This is a genomic window from Sporomusa sp. KB1, from assembly GCF_007830295.1.
Lineage (GTDB): Bacteria > Bacillota > Negativicutes > Sporomusales > Sporomusaceae > Sporomusa.
This window is the reverse complement of the sequence record NZ_VLKC01000002.1, coordinates 3,682,991-3,703,516: the sequence shown is the minus strand read 5'-3', so window position 1 is coordinate 3,703,516 and position 20,526 is coordinate 3,682,991. Positions and strand designations below refer to the sequence as shown.

Here is a 20,526-nt window from a genome sequence, read left to right as displayed (position 1 = left end):
TAGTTACTTATCCTTAGATTTACTCAATACTGATTTAATAACTTGCTCCTCTGACATTATGATCTTGCCTGGCAACTCCTGTAGCGCCATCAGAAGTTTTGCTCCAGGTTTAAAGTAAAAACGCCTGTTTTCTATTATTCCCCGCAAACCCACAGCAGTATATGCCAGTGTCCATACATCCCGCCCATCAAGCGCTGAATGAAAACGATATGTTCGCCGAAATTTTAAAACACCCATCAACTGAGGCTTATAGCGATAGACACCAAAAATATCGCTATAGGGAACCTCATGGCTTCTCTTGCCTAGCAGGCCACATTTCGTCAGTCTAAGCACCTTTTTATCCATTTCATAGGTGTATTTAGCAGACGTGCGTTCAATTAGAACAAATAATACTAATGCTTCTGCCATTAATTCTAAAGGTTGAATTACGGTAAGAACAAACCATTTGTATAGCGACCAAATGACAAGAAGTGCCAAAACTGCTACGGAAATTGTCATAATAATAGCGTTCTTCTTACTGACCTCAGACCGTGCTACCAATTTGTCCAAATTAATCGAACCGCTGTCATGCTGATAGCAGACTATTCTTCATATTCTTCTTTGTCTTCTACTGGCGCAGGAAATGCGGCATGCAAGGCTTTTGTAGCCACAATAAAGACACTGATAACAGCAAACATAGTAGGCAGCGCAACTGTCATCAATGTTACAGCTTTAGAAAATGCACTTTCCATTATTATTTTCCTCCCCTATTTCACCAGCGCCGGAATCAAAGCAAGTACCAAACCGCCAGCCACAACAGAAGCAACCTGTCCGGCCACATTTACCCCGATAGCATGCTGAATAATGAAGTTTGTGGGGTCTTCTTTAAGTGCCATCTTAGCAATTACACGGCCAGACATCGGGAAGGCCGAAATACCGCAAGCACCAATCATCGGATTTATTTTAACCGGGCTGAACATATTTAAAAGTTTGGCGAACAATACGCCGCCAGCAGTATCAAATACAAAGGCTACTGCACCAAGTGCCATAATCAAAAAAACATCAAAAGTCAGGAAACGTTCAGCAGACATAGTGCCGCCGATGGTGATACCAAGCACCAGAGTAATCAAATTAGCAAGTTCATTCTGAGCAGCGTTTGAGAGATTTTCAACAACACCACTTTCCCGTAGGAGATTACCAAACATCAGGCTGCCTATAAGAGCGACAGAGATGGGAGCAACAATACCAGCGATAACTGTAATCATGATTGGGAACAGAAATTTGGTGGTTTGAGAAACAGGTGCTTCCCCTTCAAAACCCATTTTAATCTTACGTTCACTTTCAGTAGTCAGTGCTTTAATAACCGGTGGCTGAATTACCGGTACCAGCGACATATACGAATAAGCAGCAACAGACAATGGACCTAACAGTTCTTGCGCGAAACGGCTAGCTACATAAATCGTAGTAGGACCATCGGCAGCGCCAATGATACCGATAGAGGCAGCATGTTCAAAAGAAAAACCTACCAGTGTTGCGCCAATGGCTGTAGCAAAAATACCAAACTGAGCAGCAGCAGCAAACAACATTACTGATGGCCGGCGGATCAACGGTGTAAAGTCACACATGGCACCAATAGCAATGAAAATAAGAACAGGAAACAATTCGTTAGCAATGCCAGCATTATAAAGTACAATAAGAAACCCTTCCTCTCCCGGAATAGCCGAGACTGCTGAAGAATGTGGAATGTTAGCTAAAACTGCACCAAAGCCAATAGGGAGAAGAAGTGACGGTTCATAGTCATGTTTCACGGCAAGGTAGATGAGCAGTGCACCAATAGCCCACATGACTACATGCTTCCAGGTAAGACCGAGGAAGCCCATGAGTAGCTCATCAAGCCAGGGATACTGCTGAATCAATACTTCCATGCGTGTTTTTATACCTCCTAACCTATATTAGGAATAATAATCTCGCTCTATTCAAAGTTACTATCTGGAATTAATGCGACGTCAGATTAGCCGCACTAATTCCAGCTTGGCCAGCATTAACCGATGACAGCCATAACTTCACCAGGCTTAACACTTTGGCCGGCGTTTACATTGATAGACTTAATCGTACCATCAGCAGGAGCACCAATTTCGTTTTGCATTTTCATAGCTTCAAGAATAAGGATAACATCACCTTTTTTCACCTTTTGATCAACAGCAGCAACTATCTTAGTCACTTTTCCCGGCATTGGGGCGTTTATCGGGGTATCACCGGCAGACACTTGAACAGGTGCAGGAGTAGCGGCTTTGGGAACAACTGCGGCAGGTGCCGCAGCAACCACCGGAGTCACCGGCCGAGGTTGGGCGGCAATAGCGCCACCTACTTCTTCTACCTCTACCTTATAGGTATTACCATTAACTGTCACATTAAATTTTTTCATCCTAGCGGACCCTCCATTCATTGATGGTGTTCGTATTTTACTTAGACAAACTGACGGCTGTCCATAATCTTTTGTCGCCCCACATTTCCCCACTGGTTGCTGGTACGGGTAATCCTAACGGCTAGGTTACCCGTCCCCATCATCGCATAGATACTGGCAGTAATAACAGCAACAATTTCCGGGCTAATATTCTCTGCCGCTACCGCCATCGAAACTGTAGCCGCTATTTCGGTTACTGCTGCATCTGGGCTTTGCTTTTTTTTCTTAGCCTTAGGCGGCTCAGACTTTCCCAATAAGGAATCTAAAAAACCCACGTTAATTATCCCCTTTCTTTCCAGTATGAAAGTTCAACGAGAATTATAGCGGAATGTTACCATGCTTTTTGGCCGGCCGTTGTTCGCGCTTACTAACCAGCATGTTGAGTGCGGTAATAACCCGTGGTCGGGTTTCCTTCGGCTCGATAACTTGATCAACGAAGCCTCTTTCTGCCGCTTTATATGGGGTTGCAAAATCTTCCACATATTTTGCTGTTTTCTCTGCTGCGTCAGCATCATTGCGGAAGATGATGTTGGCAGCGCCAGCCGGTCCCATAACGGCAATTTCAGCGCTTGGCCACGCCAATACCTGATCAGCACCCAGGTCCTGGGAGCACATAGCCAGATAAGCGCCCCCATAAGCTTTGCGGGTAATGACTGTAACCTTGGGAACAGTTGCTTCACAATAGGCATACAGCATTTTAGCGCCATGACGAATTATGCCGCCATACTCCTGGTCAGTGCCAGGCAGGAAACCAGGAACGTCAACAAGGTTTACTACCGGCAGGTTAAAAGCATCACAAAAACGAATAAACCGGGCAGCTTTATCAGAAGCGTTAATATCAAGGCAGCCGGCCATAACATTAGGTTGGTTGGCAATAATGCCTACAGGCTGTCCATCAAAGCGGGCAAAGCAAGTAATGATATTATTCGCGAAATGAGTATGCACTTCATAGAATTCACCATTATCCACAATTGATTTAATGACATCTTTCATATTGTATGGTTGATTAGGATTGTCTGGTAAAAGAGTATTAAGTCCCTCATCCATCCGGTTAGCATCATCACCAGTTTCAACGATCGGCGCATCGTCCAAATTATTACTTGGTAAAAAGCTTAAAAGATAACGAACTTGCTGCATACAGTCATCGTCATTTTCAGTTGCAAAATGAGCCACACCAGAGGTCGCATTATGGGTCAGAGCACCGCCTAACTGTTCAGCAGTTACTTCTTCAGCAGTAACTGACTTAATAACCTGTGGGCCGGTAATAAACATTTGACTAGTGTTCTTCACCATGTAGATAAAGTCGGTAATCGCCGGCGAATATACTGCACCGCCAGCGCACGGTCCCATGATAACGGAAATTTGGGGAATAACACCTGAAGCTGCCGTATTTTGATAAAATATTTTTCCATATCCAGATAAAGCATCTATGGCTTCTTGAATCCGTGCACCACCTGAATCGTTTATACCAATTAAAGGAGCTCCCATTTTAAGAGCCAGTTTTTGTACTTTTACAATTTTGTTGGCATGCATTTCACCTAATGAGCCACCAATGACAGTAAAGTCTTGCGCGTATACATATACCAGGCGACCATCAATCGTGCCATAACCTGTTACTACGCCTTCGCCGGGAGATTCAACATTTTCCATACCAAAGTTGGTGCAACGATGACAGACAAATTGATCCAATTCAACAAAGGTACCAACATCCAAAAGTTTTTCAACACGTTCCCGGGCCGTTAGCTTGCCACTGGCATGTTGTTTATCAATACGCTTTTGGCCGCCGCCTAATTTAACCTTTTCCTGGCGTTTTTTCAGATCATCAATTTTTTCCTGGATTGTAGCCATTTGAAAAACACCTCCATTACTTAGAAACTATTTGCGTTCAGACAATTCTAATAGAATACCGCCGGTAGCCTTCGGGTGAACAAAAGCAATGCTGGCACCGCCAGCACCATAACGCGGTGTTTCATCGATTAGTCGAACGCCTTGTTCTTTAAGATCAGTGAGCGCAGCCTCAAGGTTGTCCACACGAAGTGCAAGATGCTGGATACCCTCGCCATTCTTTTCAATGAATTTGGCAACAGGCCCATCAGGAGAAGTTGATTCTAGCAGCTCAACTTCGCTGTCACCACAGGGAATAAAGCAAACTTTAACTTTTTGCTGTTCAATAACTTCTTCGCCCATCGCCGCCATACCAAGCACATCAGTGTAAAACTTCTTGGCTTGTTCCATATTTTTTACCGCAATCCCGATATGATCAACTCTAAGCACTTGGAATTTGCGGGCATTAACACCGCAATTACAATCTTGACACATATTCCTGCCTCCTTGCTACAAATTTGACTGACTAATCCAATCTTTATATATAATACCATATTTTAATATCAGGTACTATAAATTCCTATTATTTTTTTAAAAAATTCATTAACGTAGTACTTGTCGTAATAAATCAGCAACAACGCTGTATGGATCACTTTCCCGTCTTTCAACAGCAGCGACCACAGAATCAAAGTCCCCGCTGTCTGTAACATGCTTAAGTATGTACCGGCCAATTTTTTCATCAAGTAACGCCAGCAGCTCATTTCGGGTTCGATTCGTGCGCTGAATAGATAGCTGACCCGAGCTGTGCAAATAACTGCTATGTTCTTCTATAGCAGTGAGCAATTCAGTCAGTCCTTCTCCCCTACTGGCGACAGTTCGTTTGACTGGCGGCCGCCAATCAACTTTGGTTTGATTCAATTCAAGCATCATTTCAATTTCGGTATTTAACCGTTCAACGCCATCCCGGTCGGCTTTATTGATTGCAAATATATCTGCAATTTCCAATATGCCCGCCTTAATGGCCTGGATATCATCGCCAAGACCAGGTACTAGTACAACAATTGTAGTATCCGCAGCCTTGATAATATCAACTTCAGACTGGCCAACACCTACCGTTTCAATAAATATAATATCTTTACCAAATGCATCCATGATTTTGACTGCTTCAGCAGTCTTGCGTGACAAACCACCCAGACTGCCTCTTGTTCCCATACTCCGAATGAACACCCCTTCATCTAAAGTAAGTTCATTCATGCGAATACGATCACCTAAAATTGCACCACCGGAAAAGGGACTAGTTGGATCTACAGCAATTATCCCCACAGTCCTGCCTTGAGATCGGTACTCCTTGGCAAGCTTATCAGTAAGCGTACTTTTACCAGCTCCCGGTGGGCCAGTAATACCAATAACATGAGCTCTTCCGGTGTGAGGATAGAGCTGCTGCATAATTTCAGCCGCTTCATCATAATCATTTTCTACAGCTGTGATGGCACGGGCCAAGGCCCGTTTGGACCCGGTCAGCACTTGTTCAACAACATTCATCCTTTATCACCTGCTATCCCCTTTCCCTCTGGACAAACTGCTACTATTTTACATTAGTCCTGATGAACTCAATAATAGCACCAGTTGTAGTGCCAGGCGTAAACACTTCAGCTATGCCAGCCGCTTTAAGACCAGGTATATCGGCATCAGGAATAACGCCACCACCAACAATAAGTACATCACTCATATCCTTTTGCCTGCATAGTTGAGCAATGCGTGGGAAAAGGTGGTTATGGGCACCAGATAATAGGCTTAAGGCTATTACATTTACATCTTCTTGCAATGCTGCTTCTGCAATTTGCTCCGGTGTCTGCCTAAGTCCAGTATAAATGACCTCAAAACCAGCATCGCGGAGAGCGCGTGCTACGACTTTGGCGCCACGATCATGACCGTCCAGGCCAGGCTTTGCAACCAATACTCTAATACGTTTTTCCATCATTGTTCCTCCCCACTTTAGCTTATAGGCTTACATGCGCTTCGTATTCGCCGAATACTTTTCGCATTATACCACAGATTTCTCCCAGAGTTGCATAGGCCTTAACGGCATCAAGAATCAGCGGCATAAGATTAGTGTTTTCATCTTTACAGCCAGCTTCCAGTTTAACCAAGGTAGCTTGAACCATCCTATTGTCCCGGCGAGCGCGTAGCTCTGCCAGTTTCTTCTTCTGTAGTTCACCAACAGAAGCGTCAACCCGTAAGAGACCTGTAACTGGCTTTTCTTCAACTTGAAACTGATTAACACCAACGATAATTCTTTGTTTGTTTTCCACTTCCATTTGCCATTTGTAAGCGCTTTCTTGAATTTCACGTTGAATATAGCCTTTTTCAATGGCTACGACAGCGCCACCCATACCATCAATCTTTTCAATGTAGTCCCAGGTTTCTTTTTCTATTTGATTGGTAAGCGCTTCGATATAGTAAGAACCTGCCAATGGATCAACTACATCAGCCAGACCACTTTCATAAGCTACGATTTGCTGAGTACGGAGCGCGATACGCACTGAATCTTCGGTAGGCAAAGCCAGCGCTTCATCCCTGGAGTTAGTATGCAGCGATTGGGTACCGCCAAGTACAGCAGCTGCTGTTTGCAATGCCACACGGACAATGTTGTTGTCAGACTGCTGGGCAGTAAGCATAGAACCAGCAGTCTGGGTATGCACGCGGAGCATCCATGACTTGGGATTGGTAGCACCAAACCGTTCTTTCATTACTTTGGCCCATACGCGGCGTGAGGCACGAAACTTGGCCACTTCTTCTAATACATTATTATGAGCATTCCAAAAGAAGGACAGTCGGCCAGCAAAATCATCAACATTTAAGCCAGCTTTAATAGCGGCATCAACATAAGCAATACCGTCAGCAATGGTGAAGGCAATTTCCTGCGAAGCAGTAGAGCCTGCTTCACGGATGTGGTAACCAGAAATGGAAATCGTGTTCCAGTTGGGAACATTTTCGGAACAGTATTCGAATATGTTAGTAATAAGCCGCATTGAGGGCTTAGGCGGAAAAATATAAGTGCCTCGGGCAGCATATTCTTTAAGGATATCATTTTGAATAGTACCTTTGAGTTTATCAGGACTAACACCTTGTTTTTCAGCCACTGCAATGTACATGGCAAGCAGTACCGAGGCAGGAGCATTAATAGTCATTGAAGTCGATACTTTGCCAAGATCAATACTATCAAACAGGATCTCCATATCTGCCAGAGAGTCAATAGCAACGCCTACTTTACCAACTTCACCTTCTGAAATGGGATCGTCAGAGTCATAACCAATTTGAGTTGGCAGATCAAATGCACAAGATAAACCAGTTCCGCCTGACTCTAAGAGATATCGATAGCGTTTATTAGATTCTTCTGCCGTTGAGAAACCGGCGTACATACGCATAGTCCAGAAGCGCCCACGATACATAGTAGGCTGTACGCCGCGGGTAAAGGGGTATTGACCGGGAAAGGCAAGATCTTTTTCATAATCAAGATCTTGAACGTCAAGTGGCGTATATACTCTGTTTTGAGGCAAGTTTTTGCGTTCGGGAAATTTTGCCAGTGCTTTTTCCACCTTGCCGGTGTACTCAGCCATTTTTTTGACCAGGCTATCTGTGTTAGCTGTGCACATATTATATAATTCCTCCCTTATAAGTATGTATTCCCTAGTACATTTGAAAGAAGTGCTATAGAAAGAAAAAACTTCTTCCTATCTTATTTCATACTGCCTGTTTCCAGGAAGCAAGTATGCAGATTTATTATTGTTAGGAAAATGGCGAAAAATATTCTAGCACGCATTCTACGCACAATAAAAAGCACCTATGGGTTCATTTTGTAATAACAAAACCAAGCCAAGGTGCGCTTACTCGTCATCTATTACGGAGCACGTAACAGACCATAATGGCGTAGTGTAAGCTATGCTTTTAGGATCAAAGTGCCTGTCACCTGTCTGTATAATATGAATTTTATATATGATTGTATTATTCTACACTAAACTGTAAATTCCTGCTTTTTTTGTTAACGCAGGCTTCTTTTCCCAAGTTAACAAGTTAATTAACTAATTAACTGTTTTGTCGCGAAAGGTAATAAGAAATGCTGCTTAACCCTATCGATAAGTCCTCACTAACGACATAAATATTAGCAGGAACATTTATTTTCATTGGGGCAAAATTCCAAATACCTTTAACTCCGGCTTCAACAAGACAATTCGCCATATCTTGCGCATAGGCAACTGGTACAGTTATGATGCCAATTTGGATGTCACACTTCTGGATAATTTCTTTCATACTGTCAATATGAAAGATTTCTACCTCATTAATATAGCGACCGATTTTGTCATCGTCAATATCAAAAATTGCCCGTATCTGAAACCCCTGCGAAGAAAAATTAGAATAATTGGCTAAAGCCCACCCCATATGGCCAACACCTACAATAGCAAGATTCCAATTGCGATTTAGCCCGAGTATCTCACCAATATTACGCATAAGCTCCTGCACATAATAGCCTACGCCTTTCTTACCAAACTCACCGAATGCCGATAAGTCCTTACGAATTTGTTCAGGAGTAACCCCGATCTTCCGACCCAATTCATCAGAAGATATGATTTCTAACCCTTCTTCTTGACTAAGTTTAAGGGTGCGAAAATAAAGTGGCAACCGATCAACCGTTGCTCTTGAAATTACCGCATTTTCTTTACTTTCTTTCATTAACAACTCTCCCTAGCAGTAGTCCGCGCTCACATAAGCAGCTTTTATTTTAATTTATTAGTAGTTTATTCTCACTTTGCGGTAAATTTCCTTCCTATTTGTTATATCTTTTCACATATTATCATAAATTTATACTAAAAAAGCAGAAAAGAAGCAGTCCACTATGGACTGCCCCTTTCTTTTTAGCATTTATCTTGCTTATGATAGTGAGTATGGAGAAGATGATGTGATTTTTCACCCAGCGGTTTTCCAAGGAAAGTATCATACAGTTCCTTAATTGCTGGATTATCATGTGATTTCCGAATCTCAGAAGATCGATCACATTCATAAATAGCATCCATACGTTTTTGCCGTTTTTCAGCCGAAGTAATAATTGGCTGTCCACCGCCACCAGAGCAGCCACCAGGGCATGCCATGATTTCAATAAAGTGGTAATCGGCTTCACCAGCACGAATCTTTTCCAGAATTACCCGCGCATTAGCTAAGGTATGGGCTATAGCAACCTTAGCGGTTAAGCCTTCTTTTAACTGAACTGAAGCCTCTTTGATACCGGTCATACCGCGTACAGCTTGAAACTCAATATTGTCAAGTTCCTTACCTGATACCAGTTTCGCAACTGTCCGGAGAGCGGCTTCAGTTACACCACCAGTAGCACCAAAGATTACGCCAGCGCCTGAGCCGATGCCAAGCGGTGCATCAAATTCAGTCTCAGTCAGCTTAGCAAAGTTAATGCCTGCTGCACGAACCATGCGGCCTAATTCACGAGTTGTCAAAACATAGTCAACATCCTGATAGCCACTGGAATTCATTTCAGGACGAGCAGCTTCCGCTTTCTTAGCTGTGCATGGCATGATTGATACGGAAACAATATCTTTAGGATCAATACCAGCTTTTTCAGCATAATAGGTTTTAGCCACTGCACCAAACATCTGTTGCGGCGATTTAGCAGTTGACAGATGGTCTAACAGGTCCGGATATTTTAATTCAATGAAGTTAACCCACCCTGGGCTGCAGGAAGTAATCATCGGCAGTGTGCCGCCATTAGTCAAGCGGTCAATAAGCTCTGAACCTTCTTCCCAGATCGTGAGGTCAGCACTGAAGTTGGTATCAAATACCTTATCAAAGCCCAGCCTTTTTAGCGCAGCCACCATTTTGCCGGTAACAATAGATCCATTAGGCAGGTCAAGGGCTTCACCTAAGGCTACGCGAACAGCAGGTGCTGTCTGTACAATTACATGTTTTTTCGGATCGCTGAGAGCTGCCCATACTGCCTCGGTATCGTCTTTTTCGACAATAGCGCCGGTCGGACATACGGCAGCACATTGACCACAAAAGGTACATGCAACTTGATCCAATCCTAAGCTAAAGGCAGGTACAACAGTGGTATTAAAGCCCCTGTCAGCAAAGCTATATACATGTACACCCTGACGCTCACTGCAGGCACGGATACAGCGGCCACACAAAATACATTTGTTTTGGTCACGAACCAATGACGGGTTTTGATCATCAAGCGGATAGTTTTTCTTTTCGCCATCAAAACGAATTTCTCTAACGCCAACATCAGCGGCAATATTTTGCAGTTCACAGTTTAAATTACGTTGACAAGATAAGCATTCAGTCGGATGATTGGCCAGTAACAACTCAACAACGGACTTACGTGCCTCACGCGCAGCAGCAGAATTAGTATGAACAACCATTCCTTCATTTACCGGATAAACGCAAGATGCAACCAAGCTGCGAGCACCTTCAACTTCTACCATACAGACCCGGCAAGCACCTTCAACACGTAGCTCGGGATGATAACATAGAGTCGGAATTTTTATGCCAAGCGAAAGTGCAGCTTCCAAAACAGTTGATGTTTTCGGCACAGCTACTTGCTGTCCATCAATTGTTAAATTAACCATTTCCATAGTCGTGTCACCCTCTCTCTTCTCGGTAATTATTAGGCAGTATATAATACCAAAAACTAACTGGCAAATTTAGCCTTTAGCAATTGATTCAAATGGACATTTGCCAAAGCAGGCACCGCATCTAATACATTTAGCACTATCGATTGCATGCTGCTCTTTCTTTTCGCCGCTGATTGCCTCGACCGGACATACCTTTTTGCATAAACCACAGCCTTTGCAGGCATCGGTAATACTATAATTCAAGAGTTTGGTGCAAGCACCAGCCGGACAACGTTTTTCCTTGATATGGGCTTCATATTCATCGCGGAAATAGTGCAAGGTAGACAATACCGGATTAGGAGCAGTTTGACCCAAACCACAAAGAGCCGTAGTTTTAATGTTTTTGGCCATGGATTCTAATAACTCAATATCTCCTTCACGGCCTTCCCCTTCGGTAATCCGGGTGAGAATTTCCAACATACGCTTGGTGCCTTCACGACAAGGGGTACATTTACCACAGGACTCAGATTGCGTAAAGTTTAAGAAGAATTTGGCAACGTCAACCATACAAGTAGTCTCATCCATTACGACTAAACCACCTGAACCCATCATGGCACCAACTTTAATAAGTGAATCATAGTCTACTGATAAATCAAGCAGACTTTCAGGCAGACAGCCACCAGACGGACCGCCGATTTGAACTGCTTTGAACTTTTTGCCGCCTTGAATGCCGCCACCAATCTCATAAATAATTTCACGCATGGTAATACCCATAGGAACTTCAGCCAGACCAGTATTATTAATCCGGCCAGTAAGTGCAAACACCTTCGTGCCTTTACTGCGCTCAGTGCCGATCGAAGCATACCAATCAGCACCCTTAGTGATGATCTGCGGTACGTTAGCAAAGGTCTCAACATTGTTAATATTGGTAGGTTTACCCCACAAGCCGGAAACAGCTGGGAATGGCGGACGGGGACGAGGCATACCGCGTTTACCTTCAATGGATGCTATAAGTGCCGTTTCTTCACCACATACAAAGGCACCGGCACCTTCTTTGATTTTTAATCTAAAGTTGAAGCCTGAGCCTAGGATATTCTCACCTAACAGACCCAGTTCCTCTGCTTGCTTAATAGCTAGTTTCAGCCGTTTGATAGCCAACGGATATTCTGCACGAACATAGAGATAGCCTTCATCAGCCCCAATTGCGTAGCCGCAGATAGCCATACCTTCAATTACACGATGGGGATCGCCTTCAAGTACGCTACGATCCATGAATGCACCAGGATCGCCTTCGTCCGCGTTACAAACAACATACTTTTTCGTGCCAGGCGAGTTACTGGCAAAACCCCATTTCATACCTGTTGGGAAACCGCCGCCTCCCCGGCCACGCAGACCAGCTTTTTTAACTTCTTCGACCACGTCCTGCGGTTTCATTTCTGACAAAACTTTACCTAAAGCTTCATAACCGCCCTCAGCTATATATTCATTGATCTCTTCCGGATTGATATGACCGCAGTTGGCTAATACAAAGCGCATCTGCTTTTTATAAAATTCCATGTCGCTGTAATTAGGAATTTTCTCCTGAGTAACAGGCTCTTTATATAATAACCGCTCAACAATGCGGCCTTTGTAAAGATGGGTTTCAACCAATTCAGCCACATCAGATTCCTGAACGCGAACATAGAAGGTACCTTCAGGATAAATAATGACCAGCGGACCCATTTCACAAAAGCCATGACAACCGGTTTCAACAATCTTTACTTCTTTATCTAAACCCTTTTTGACCAGTTCGGCCTGGAGTGCAGCTTCAACTTTTTTTGAACCTGAAGCTACGCAACCAGTACCGCCACAAATAAGCACATGTGCTCTGATATGTTCCATGTTATCCCCTCCTGTACTCTACAAAAAATTATTCAGCTATTTTACCAATAGCCAGCTCGGCGACAATCCGTCCGTTAACTACATGTTCGGCAATAATTTTGGGGACATCTGCTGGCGTAACTCTGCCGTACGTTATCCGCGGTTCACCGGGGCGCACAACATCAAGAAGCACCTCTTGTTCGCACATGCCGATACAACCTGTTTGCCAGACTTTAACGTCTTCCAGTTTCCGCTTGGCAACCTCTTCTAATACTGCAGTCATAACTTGCCTTGCTCCGGCAGCAATACCACAAGTACCCATACCAACAATTACCTGCGTTCCCCCGTCATGACGCAGGTTGTTTTTGTTTTTAAGCTGTTCCCGCAGACGTTTCAAATCTTCAATTGTTTTCATCTTCAGCACCTCCGTACAAATTGGCTATATTATCTGACAAATATCCGTGCAACCAAATCAATACGTCTGGCTGCGTTAATGGTATACCATCCAAAATATCGGTTATCTCGTGGGAAGAAATTGAGAGACTCTTGTTATTGACCGTATGATGATAGGAAAATTGCAGTACCGGATTCGCAACAAGTATGCTCTTAATTGTTTCCACTAAATTTCCCATTGGTGGCCTATCCAAGTGGCTATATTGGTACATCGCTTCAATCACTGTACCCTGACCTTGTATGGAATCAATATTCAAATACCCGCCGCAACGCTTAGTAGACATGTCCATTAGTGGCAACCCCAATCCTACTCGGCGGGTAGTCCTTGTGGTGATAAAGGGGTCAATTACTAATTGCCGCATTTTTTTATTCATACCCCGACCATTGTCAGAAACCCTGATAATCATACTATCCCCAATTATATCTTCAATAATTTCTAATTTGGCGGCTGTCGCCCCAGCTTCAATTGAATTCTGAACTAAGTCAAGAATATGAAGTGATATTTCGCGCATAGGCCAATGTTAGGCGTATTGGGCCAATAACTTAGGAATTGAGTCAGGGGTCAGGCGACCATGGGTATCGTCATTAATCATCAGTACCGGAGCCAAACCACAAGCACCGATACAAGCCACGGTTTCTAATGTAAAAGTAAGATCAGGAGTAGTACTACCAGCTTTAATCTGCAGCTTGTCTTCCAGTGCGGCAAGAATAGCCTTAGCACCGCGCACATGGCAAGCAGTTCCCTGGCAAACACGGATGATGTTTTTACCACGCGGATTGAGATGAAATTGAGAGTAGAAAGTCACTACACCGTAAATCTGGCTAACCGGGATTTTCAATTCTACAGCAATAGCTTGAATAATTTCTCGCGGCAAGTATCCATAAGCCTCTTGTGCTTCCTGTAGCACCGGAATTAGAGCTCCTTTTACGCCCTGCCATTTAGTGAGAATTACATTCAATTGATCGAGAGCCAGCTTACCTGCTTCACCGCCGCCGCAGCAGCAGCCTTTAGTTTCTTTTTCGCTGTTCATGTTAACTCCTCCTTATGAAAAAAATCACAATTAAACTTGAAAAACCAGTGATAAACAGTGGCTAAACCACCACCTTTCGCAAATTTTGAGCTAATAATGCCTGTCGGATTTCCCCCAAAGTCGGTTGCTCGATATAGAATACGGTCTTCGGGCCATGAATAAAATCATCCATTACATGAGCATCCGAGGCTGTTATTATAGGAAAGCGTCCAATAGTGGGAATACGCTGTGACGCCTGCTCTACACTCATATTTTTGGACACTTCCACCGCGTCCAATTCGATATCCGGTGGAATAAAACCCAGTTGCGAAATTATACTATAGGTAGGCCTGTCTACATGGCTGGCAATACAAATTCCACCGAGTTTTTTCACTTGTGCCGTGATATCTGCAATACCGGCAGTCAGCGATGCTAATAGCATTTCTGTTTTTTCAGCAACAAAATTATCGTCAGCATCAACAATAAACTGCGCACCAAAACGTTCAGCGTCATTGAGGCGTCCTGACATATGCTGCTGAACAAATTGTTCCCAAGCTTTAAGTTGCTGCATGTTTTCGAATAAAACAATCAGGTGAACTTCCTCTTTACTCTCAACTTCCATCCCCGGCAAAATGGTGACAGAAGTAGCTTTTGCTGCCTCTAAAGCAGCAGCGACATTATCACAGGCGTTATGATCGGTAATGGCAACTATATCAACTTCATGTTGCACTGCATGCCAAACAATATTATTTGGTGTCATTTCAATTTCAGCGCAAGGCGACAACAAGGAGTGTACATGAAGATCGGCCACAAACCGTCGCATCATTCCCCCGTGACACCTAACTGATATAAGCGACCAATCACTTTATAAGCAGAAAGAGTGGTTGTCAGTATAACTATTTTTTCTGTTAGGGCCTTTTGTACGGCCTCCGGATCTGGTTCCACGCCGCCGGCAATAACAATAGCACTCAGTCCAGCCAGCAACGCTACAGCCACAACATTCTGATGGCCCTGCATCGTAACCCATATATTCCCTACCTGCGCCTGACCCATGACATTACTCAGCAGATCTGACGCATACCCACCGCTGACCTCTTTATCAAGGTTAGACTGGCCTGCTATTACTTTCAAAGGTAAGGCTTTCATTATTTCCTGAATAGTCACAATTATCCCCCCCATACTGAATCCTATTCTTCTTTCTCTTTATCAAGCGGCGGCGGTAACTTGGCAGCCAGATTAACCATTTCGTAGGCCAAATCCCGCACCTTGTTGCGCAAAAGAAATACACAGTCAGTCAGGCTGGCTCGCCCCTGGGCAATGTCTTCAGCCAAAGCCTTGCAATTGGGCGAACCGCACGAACCACAATCAAGACCAGGTAAACTTTTTAATGTTGCATCCATTATTTCGATTTTGGACATAGCTTTAGAAATATCAGCATCAAGACGCAGCGCCGGTTTAGGTTCAATAGCCCGCCGCCCGGTTAACCCGAGTTCAAAATCAGTGCACGCAGTGCGGGGCAATATACCACGCTTGGGATCCTGAATTTTTTTCTTTTCAATTCGCCGTTTCATACGATGTTCAGCTACAAAATGGTTTTCTACTGTTAATGCACCGCCAATACAACCGCCGGCACATGCCAGTAGCTCAATATAATCAACGTCTTTGAGTTTGCCTAAGGCCACTTGCTCCAATACATTCGTAACATGATTAATATCATGTACTATTAATACGTTATCAACACCAATAGCTGATGTTTCGCCGCCAGGTACCGCCCAACCGACACCTACCCACGAAGCTTGCCGACGGGCATCCTGAACTTCAGCGGTAACTACTTTAAATAAATCATGATAAATCTTATTAACGGCAATGGCACCGCTAATACTTGATTTTTCAGTACCAAGAGGCTGGTATACTGCCGTCATTTTTGCTGGGCAGGGCGTAATAAACCATACACCGATATCTTCTGATTTGAGGCCGTGCAGCCGTTGAGCTTCAACCCTTGCTAACCGGGCTGCCACCTCAACCGGAGCGTCAAAAGGTACTATGTTTTCAATAAGTTCGGGGAATTTGACCTGAATAAGCCTGACAATAGCTGGACAAGCGGAAGAAATTGCCGGGCGAACAACATCTGGACGCTTAAGGTACTCTCTAATTGCCAGCGAAATAATTTCTGCGCCATGAGCTACTTCAAACACTTCATCAAAACCCAGTTTTAACAAACCGGCTAAAATAGCTCTAACCGGAATATCAGCGTTAAACTGACCATAGAGTGCCGGTGCCGGTAATGCAATATTGTGCTTAAATTTTTTAAGGTTCCATAATTCATCGGTCACAGCAGTTTTAGCATGTCCAGGGCAATGCCTGATACATTCACCGCAATCTATGCAGCGAGAAGATGTGATATGGGCTTTGCCACCACGAATGCGGATTGCTTCCGTTGGGCAATGTTTCGTACAATTCACACAGCCCTGACACAGTTCAGGTGTAAGCTGCACAGAGTGAAAACGTTCCTCCGCCACTTCCATCACTTCCACCACTCAATCTATACAAATATCAAACACTTATTTTAGTGGTAAATAATCATACTAAGCTTTGTTCCAATGTCCTTTTCACTTTTGATGTCAAACTTATCTGTACAGCGCACCATATTGGGCAAGCCCATACCGGCACCAAAACCCATTTCGCGGATATGATCGGGAGCCGTAGAATATCCTGCCTGCATTGCAAGATTAACGTCAGAAATTCCCGGACCTTCATCATCTACAACCAACTCAGTACGGTCAGAATAGATTTCTGCCCTCATCACACCGCGGCACGCATGAATAATCACATTCATTTCGGCCTCATAGGCGCTGATAGCGATTCGCCTTATAACATCAGGACGTACTCCAAGTTGCTGCAATGTGCGCTTGATCTTGCTTGACGCTTCTCCTGCGCTGTCAAAATCTGCAGCCTCTAATACAAATTCTAATTCTATTCCTTGTCCCGGCAACAAAAGGGTTCCTCCTTTAGCGTACAACCCGCAAGACCATCTTGATATAACAAACCGCAAGCTTCATACATCTGTTTTCTAGTTGAAAGCAAAGGAATTTGCATGTTCTTTGCCATTGCAACAACCTCTGGCCCTGGCCGTTTACCGCGTACAAACAATATGGCAACTAAGTCACTCACCTCAGCGGTACGAATTACTTGGATGTTTGTCAGACCTGTCAACAAAAGCCCATTTTCTTTAGTAAAAGCCAAAACATCACTCATTAAGTCTGCGCCGCAAGCGCTTTTAATTTCTCTGTCAAGCCATTCTATACCGCAAAGTACCTCAGCATCCAACATAATTTTTATTTGTGCCAGTTTCAACACGGCACCTCCATGAGCCAAAATTAACTCTTGTTCGAAATTTCACTAAATTCCGCATAAAAAATTAAGGGGCTAATCCCCCTCGATAGTTATACTAAATAACTTACTATTTGTGTATATTCGCGTTATTTCTAATAAATCCTGCTGCGACTTCTAAAATAATTAGGTTGCTTTTCAAAAAACACATGGTATCCGACAACCAAAAAGCAGCGGCGATAAATATAGATATATTCAGGCTTACCGCGGCAAATTGCTCAATTGTTTTTAGTTGTTGCGGCAACTTCTTGCCAGATGGTAATAATTACCCCATTCAGGAGCCAAAACAGCATCGACAACTGCACATTAAACATAATATAATCAGTAAAACCATTGACTGCCAAACCCAGAACAGCTGCCACTATGCCAAGCATAAGCCCGGTTACCCAACGATTGTTGGTATGACTTAAAATATCCATTGCTTTCTTAGTATGTCCATAAATAATAATTAAAAATACAAGCAATCCTGGTATCCCAATTTCAGCTGCAATATGCAGGTACATATTGTGAGCATGAACAATCCGGGCAGCAGGGTTATTCAGGAAAAAATCATACTCAGGATACACTAGCCAGTAGGATCCCCAGCCAATTCCGAGCAGTGGCTTATCCCAAATCATGGCAATCGTACTTTCCCATAAGGCTATTCTCAAGGTTGAAGAAGTATCTGTGGGATTAAAAATAGACATTAATCGTTCCATTACTGCATCCTGGCAAAAAAGTGCACCCAGCGGAATTAATAAAAAAAGCCACAGCACCTTGCGGTTATAGAACCGCCCGCAAATAGTTGCAACTGCCACTATGCTTAGCCATGCACCCCGCGAATAAGTAAGTACCAGACAGGTTCCCAATACAATAACCAACGCAAACAGCAATAATTTACTGCCGATTCTTTCGGTATATAATCCCTGTCCAATAGCTAAGGACATAACAACCACTAAAAACCCGGCTAGCAAATTAGGATTTTGCAAGGTAGAAAAAATCCGGACTTTAAGGTCTGGAAACTGTTCACCATCCACCCAGTGAAATGTGGATATATCTACACCGTGTACATATTGATAAAACCCATAGGAGGTTACCAATAAAGCCGAAGCCATAACCGCCCACACTAATCGTTGTACTTGCTGCAAAGAATTCAAATTATTAATAACAAGATAATATAGTAATATATATCGTCCCATAAGATGGTAATAATTATAAAAACTAAAGCTCGGATCTGGTGAACCACCAATAGATGCTGCTGACAAAATAACCAATAGAGCAATGCTCTCATCAAATGGTGTCCGTTTAAACAACAGTCTCTTCACTGCTATCATCTTAACTGTCCATAAAGCAGTTCCCACTCCGAGAAACAAAGTAGCGGCATCCAGCGACATCGGTAAAAAAAAGGCTACAGCCAAAATGCAATGTTCTATGAGAAAATCAAGACGATATTGGGTTTGACTGTTGAACGAATATGCAATATACACATTTTCACCTACGGTTCAAAAAATTCCCGGTTCAACTTACTGTTTCCTATTGGGTTTTACTGTTATACTTTTTCGCATGCAAAAAGTATAACAATAGTGGCGCTTGCATTATGCCCCAAGCGCCACTATTTATTATATACAATTATAGTTACATTGTCTACTTATTAAAGATAATCTGACGAGCCTCTCCGATTAAGTATAGCGAACCTGCGACACAAACAAGCCCATCAGAACCAGCCAATTGCTTAGCACGCTCAATACCAGCCTCAATTGTGCCAGCAGCCTCCACGTGACGCGCTTCTATTTCCCGGGCAATTTCTTCTGGAGTTGCTGCCCGGTACGAGAGTGGCTGAACAGTAACAACCGTATCAGTCGTACGAATAAGCGCACGAATAATTCCTGCTACATCTTTGTCACGGAGAATACCTAAAGCAAAGGTTATCTCTCGTCCGGGAAACACCAAATCAAGGTTTTGTCGCAACACTCTGGCCCCATCCGGATTATGTGCTCCGTCAATAATAATAACCGGACTGCCAGGAACGATTTCAAACCGGCCTGGCCAGCGTACTGTAGTAAGGGCGCTCTTAATTGTCTGCAAAGTAATGCGCGATTCCTTTGTCCCCAGAAGGAGTGCAGTCATAACAGCAGCTGCGCCATTTTCCACTTGGTGACAACCAATAATATTTAGTGCAATTTCAGCTTGACCTAAACCACCGGCATCAATAAACATTTGCTGTTTGCCTTTGGCTAATCCTTGAAACTCACTTGAAAAATCCTCATCTTTCACATAAACTCTAGCACCTTTTGCAGCCGCTGTCTGCTTAATAATAGCAAGTGGCTCACCTTTTGCGGCTGTTACCACCGGCACGCCATCTTTAATTATGCCAGCTTTATGGCGGGCAACATCTGCAATTGTAGAACCGCAACGATCCGTATGTTCCAGGGTAACATTGGTAATTACCGAAATTTCCGGGATAATAACATTCGTAGAATCCAACAGCCCGCCCAGTCCGACTTCAATAACAGCATACTCTACACCCACAGCAGCAAAATAGTAAAAAGCAGCAGCAGTAATTACTTCAAATTCTGTGGGTTGCTCAAAGCCCTCTGCCAGCATCTGTTCAACAAATTTATTGGTATAGGTAATTGCCTGAGCAAATTCATCTTTGGTTATTTCCTGTCCATTGACGACCATCCGTTCCGGATAGTCATGAAGATGGGGAGAAGTATACATTCCGTTTTTAACCCCACTGGCAGTCAATATAGCTGACAGCATAGCTGTCGTGGAACCTTTGCCATTTGTACCGGTAACATGAATGGATTTAAAACGTTGTTCCGGATGCTGCATGAGCGCAAGCAAGCGCTCAATACGAGCCATTCCCAGATTAATACCAAACTTACTCAAATTTTCAAGATAGGCTAACGTTTGTTCATAATTCATCTGTTGCACCTCCGTTTTC

Annotated in this window: 23 protein-coding genes; all 23 read right to left on the bottom strand. The window is 43.6% G+C overall.

Features of this window, described 5'->3' with window-relative positions; genetic code table 11:
• Nucleotides 1–3: 3 nt before the first annotated feature.
• Nucleotides 4–549, bottom strand: coding sequence for a hypothetical protein (locus tag SALPA_RS20830; protein WP_145098431.1), 546 nt, complete (start codon nt 547–549; stop codon nt 4–6).
• A 32-nt stretch (nt 550–581) separates the two neighbouring features.
• On the bottom strand, nt 582–731 hold the full coding sequence (locus SALPA_RS29170) for a hypothetical protein (RefSeq protein WP_186451160.1): 150 nt from the start codon (nt 729–731) through the stop codon (nt 582–584).
• Nucleotides 732–746: 15 nt separating this feature from the next.
• Nucleotides 747–1,904, bottom strand: a complete 1,158-nt coding sequence (locus SALPA_RS20825; protein ID WP_145098428.1) for a sodium ion-translocating decarboxylase subunit beta — start codon at nt 1,902–1,904, stop codon at nt 747–749.
• A gap of 116 nt (nt 1,905–2,020) precedes the next feature.
• Nucleotides 2,021–2,404 (bottom strand): biotin/lipoyl-containing protein, encoded by a 384-nt coding sequence (locus tag SALPA_RS20820; protein WP_145098426.1) that lies wholly within the window; start codon nt 2,402–2,404, stop codon nt 2,021–2,023.
• A gap of 41 nt (nt 2,405–2,445) precedes the next feature.
• Nucleotides 2,446–2,718 (bottom strand): OadG family protein, encoded by a 273-nt coding sequence (locus SALPA_RS20815; protein WP_145098423.1) that lies wholly within the window; start codon nt 2,716–2,718, stop codon nt 2,446–2,448.
• Between the two features lie 43 nt (nt 2,719–2,761).
• Entirely contained in the window at nt 2,762–4,291 is a 1,530-nt protein-coding gene (locus SALPA_RS20810; protein ID WP_145098420.1) for a carboxyl transferase domain-containing protein, read from the bottom strand.
• A 27-nt stretch (nt 4,292–4,318) separates the two neighbouring features.
• Entirely contained in the window at nt 4,319–4,762 is a 444-nt protein-coding gene (gene mce / locus SALPA_RS20805; RefSeq protein WP_145098417.1) for a methylmalonyl-CoA epimerase, read from the bottom strand.
• A gap of 108 nt (nt 4,763–4,870) precedes the next feature.
• Nucleotides 4,871–5,809, bottom strand: coding sequence for a methylmalonyl Co-A mutase-associated GTPase MeaB (gene meaB, locus SALPA_RS20800; protein ID WP_145098414.1), 939 nt, complete (start codon nt 5,807–5,809; stop codon nt 4,871–4,873).
• Nucleotides 5,810–5,852: 43 nt separating this feature from the next.
• Nucleotides 5,853–6,245, bottom strand: coding sequence for a cobalamin B12-binding domain-containing protein (locus SALPA_RS20795; RefSeq protein ID WP_222428196.1), 393 nt, complete (start codon nt 6,243–6,245; stop codon nt 5,853–5,855).
• Between the two features lie 22 nt (nt 6,246–6,267).
• Nucleotides 6,268–7,887: a methylmalonyl-CoA mutase gene (locus SALPA_RS20790; protein WP_370516742.1), complete on the bottom strand. Its 1,620-nt coding sequence runs from the start codon at nt 7,885–7,887 to the stop codon at nt 6,268–6,270.
• 466 nt (nt 7,888–8,353) lie between these two features.
• Nucleotides 8,354–8,998: a redox-sensing transcriptional repressor Rex gene (locus tag SALPA_RS20785; RefSeq protein ID WP_145098405.1), complete on the bottom strand. Its 645-nt coding sequence runs from the start codon at nt 8,996–8,998 to the stop codon at nt 8,354–8,356.
• A gap of 182 nt (nt 8,999–9,180) precedes the next feature.
• A complete protein-coding gene (locus SALPA_RS20780; RefSeq protein WP_145098402.1) occupies nt 9,181–10,908 on the bottom strand; it encodes an NADH-dependent [FeFe] hydrogenase, group A6 in 1,728 nt (575 codons plus the stop codon).
• 69 nt (nt 10,909–10,977) lie between these two features.
• Nucleotides 10,978–12,768, bottom strand: coding sequence for an NADH-quinone oxidoreductase subunit NuoF (nuoF, locus tag SALPA_RS20775; RefSeq protein ID WP_145098399.1), 1,791 nt, complete (start codon nt 12,766–12,768; stop codon nt 10,978–10,980).
• 28 nt (nt 12,769–12,796) lie between these two features.
• Complete coding sequence (locus SALPA_RS20770) at nt 12,797–13,162, bottom strand: ferredoxin (RefSeq protein ID WP_145098396.1); 366 nt, start codon at nt 13,160–13,162, stop codon at nt 12,797–12,799.
• Nucleotides 13,149–13,712, bottom strand: coding sequence for an ATP-binding protein (locus SALPA_RS20765; protein WP_145098393.1), 564 nt, complete (start codon nt 13,710–13,712; stop codon nt 13,149–13,151). The genes SALPA_RS20770 and SALPA_RS20765 overlap by 14 nt, the downstream gene beginning before the upstream one ends.
• A 9-nt stretch (nt 13,713–13,721) precedes the next feature.
• Nucleotides 13,722–14,231, bottom strand: a complete 510-nt coding sequence (gene nuoE / locus SALPA_RS20760) for an NADH-quinone oxidoreductase subunit NuoE (RefSeq protein WP_145098390.1) — start codon at nt 14,229–14,231, stop codon at nt 13,722–13,724.
• A gap of 61 nt (nt 14,232–14,292) precedes the next feature.
• Nucleotides 14,293–15,036 (bottom strand): PHP domain-containing protein, encoded by a 744-nt coding sequence (locus tag SALPA_RS20755; protein ID WP_255451284.1) that lies wholly within the window; start codon nt 15,034–15,036, stop codon nt 14,293–14,295.
• Nucleotides 15,033–15,374, bottom strand: coding sequence for a DRTGG domain-containing protein (locus SALPA_RS20750; RefSeq protein WP_145098387.1), 342 nt, complete (start codon nt 15,372–15,374; stop codon nt 15,033–15,035). Before SALPA_RS20750 ends, SALPA_RS20755 begins: the two co-directional genes overlap by 4 nt.
• 23 nt (nt 15,375–15,397) lie before the next feature.
• On the bottom strand, nt 15,398–16,735 hold the full coding sequence (locus tag SALPA_RS20745; RefSeq protein WP_145098384.1) for a [Fe-Fe] hydrogenase large subunit C-terminal domain-containing protein: 1,338 nt from the start codon (nt 16,733–16,735) through the stop codon (nt 15,398–15,400).
• Nucleotides 16,736–16,776: 41 nt separating this feature from the next.
• On the bottom strand, nt 16,777–17,205 hold the full coding sequence (locus SALPA_RS20740; RefSeq protein ID WP_222428076.1) for an ATP-binding protein: 429 nt from the start codon (nt 17,203–17,205) through the stop codon (nt 16,777–16,779).
• On the bottom strand, nt 17,184–17,564 hold the full coding sequence (locus SALPA_RS20735) for a DRTGG domain-containing protein (RefSeq protein ID WP_145098381.1): 381 nt from the start codon (nt 17,562–17,564) through the stop codon (nt 17,184–17,186). Before SALPA_RS20735 ends, SALPA_RS20740 begins: the two co-directional genes overlap by 22 nt.
• A gap of 254 nt (nt 17,565–17,818) precedes the next feature.
• Nucleotides 17,819–19,066 (bottom strand): O-antigen ligase, encoded by a 1,248-nt coding sequence (locus SALPA_RS20730; RefSeq protein WP_145098378.1) that lies wholly within the window; start codon nt 19,064–19,066, stop codon nt 17,819–17,821.
• A 157-nt stretch (nt 19,067–19,223) separates the two neighbouring features.
• Nucleotides 19,224–20,507, bottom strand: a complete 1,284-nt coding sequence (locus tag SALPA_RS20725) for a folylpolyglutamate synthase/dihydrofolate synthase family protein (RefSeq protein WP_145098375.1) — start codon at nt 20,505–20,507, stop codon at nt 19,224–19,226.
• Nucleotides 20,508–20,526: the final 19 nt, after the last annotated feature.

Excerpts from the sequence above, each read along its gene's own strand:
- SALPA_RS29170 (WP_186451160.1), bottom strand. The coding sequence starts at position 731 with ATGGAAAGTGCATTTTCTAAAGCTGTAACATTGATGACAGTTGCGCTG.
- SALPA_RS20825 (WP_145098428.1), bottom strand. The coding sequence starts at position 1,904 with ATGGAAGTATTGATTCAGCAGTATCCCTGGCTTGATGAGCTACTCATG.
- SALPA_RS20820 (WP_145098426.1), bottom strand. The coding sequence starts at position 2,404 with ATGAAAAAATTTAATGTGACAGTTAATGGTAATACCTATAAGGTAGAG.
- SALPA_RS20810 (WP_145098420.1), bottom strand. The coding sequence starts at position 4,291 with ATGGCTACAATCCAGGAAAAAATTGATGATCTGAAAAAACGCCAGGAA.
- mce (WP_145098417.1), bottom strand. The coding sequence starts at position 4,762 with ATGTGTCAAGATTGTAATTGCGGTGTTAATGCCCGCAAATTCCAAGTG.
- meaB (WP_145098414.1), bottom strand. The coding sequence starts at position 5,809 with ATGAATGTTGTTGAACAAGTGCTGACCGGGTCCAAACGGGCCTTGGCC.
- SALPA_RS20795 (WP_222428196.1), bottom strand. The coding sequence starts at position 6,245 with ATGGAAAAACGTATTAGAGTATTGGTTGCAAAGCCTGGCCTGGACGGT.
- SALPA_RS20790 (WP_370516742.1), bottom strand. The coding sequence starts at position 7,887 with ATGGCTGAGTACACCGGCAAGGTGGAAAAAGCACTGGCAAAATTTCCC.
- SALPA_RS20785 (WP_145098405.1), bottom strand. The coding sequence starts at position 8,998 with ATGAAAGAAAGTAAAGAAAATGCGGTAATTTCAAGAGCAACGGTTGAT.
- SALPA_RS20780 (WP_145098402.1), bottom strand. The coding sequence starts at position 10,908 with ATGGAAATGGTTAATTTAACAATTGATGGACAGCAAGTAGCTGTGCCG.
- nuoF (WP_145098399.1), bottom strand. The coding sequence starts at position 12,768 with ATGGAACATATCAGAGCACATGTGCTTATTTGTGGCGGTACTGGTTGC.
- SALPA_RS20770 (WP_145098396.1), bottom strand. The coding sequence starts at position 13,162 with ATGAAAACAATTGAAGATTTGAAACGTCTGCGGGAACAGCTTAAAAAC.
- SALPA_RS20765 (WP_145098393.1), bottom strand. The coding sequence starts at position 13,712 with ATGCGCGAAATATCACTTCATATTCTTGACTTAGTTCAGAATTCAATT.
- nuoE (WP_145098390.1), bottom strand. The coding sequence starts at position 14,231 with ATGAACAGCGAAAAAGAAACTAAAGGCTGCTGCTGCGGCGGCGGTGAA.
- SALPA_RS20755 (WP_255451284.1), bottom strand. The coding sequence starts at position 15,036 with ATGATGCGACGGTTTGTGGCCGATCTTCATGTACACTCCTTGTTGTCG.
- SALPA_RS20745 (WP_145098384.1), bottom strand. The coding sequence starts at position 16,735 with ATGGAAGTGGCGGAGGAACGTTTTCACTCTGTGCAGCTTACACCTGAA.
- SALPA_RS20725 (WP_145098375.1), bottom strand. The coding sequence starts at position 20,507 with ATGAATTATGAACAAACGTTAGCCTATCTTGAAAATTTGAGTAAGTTT.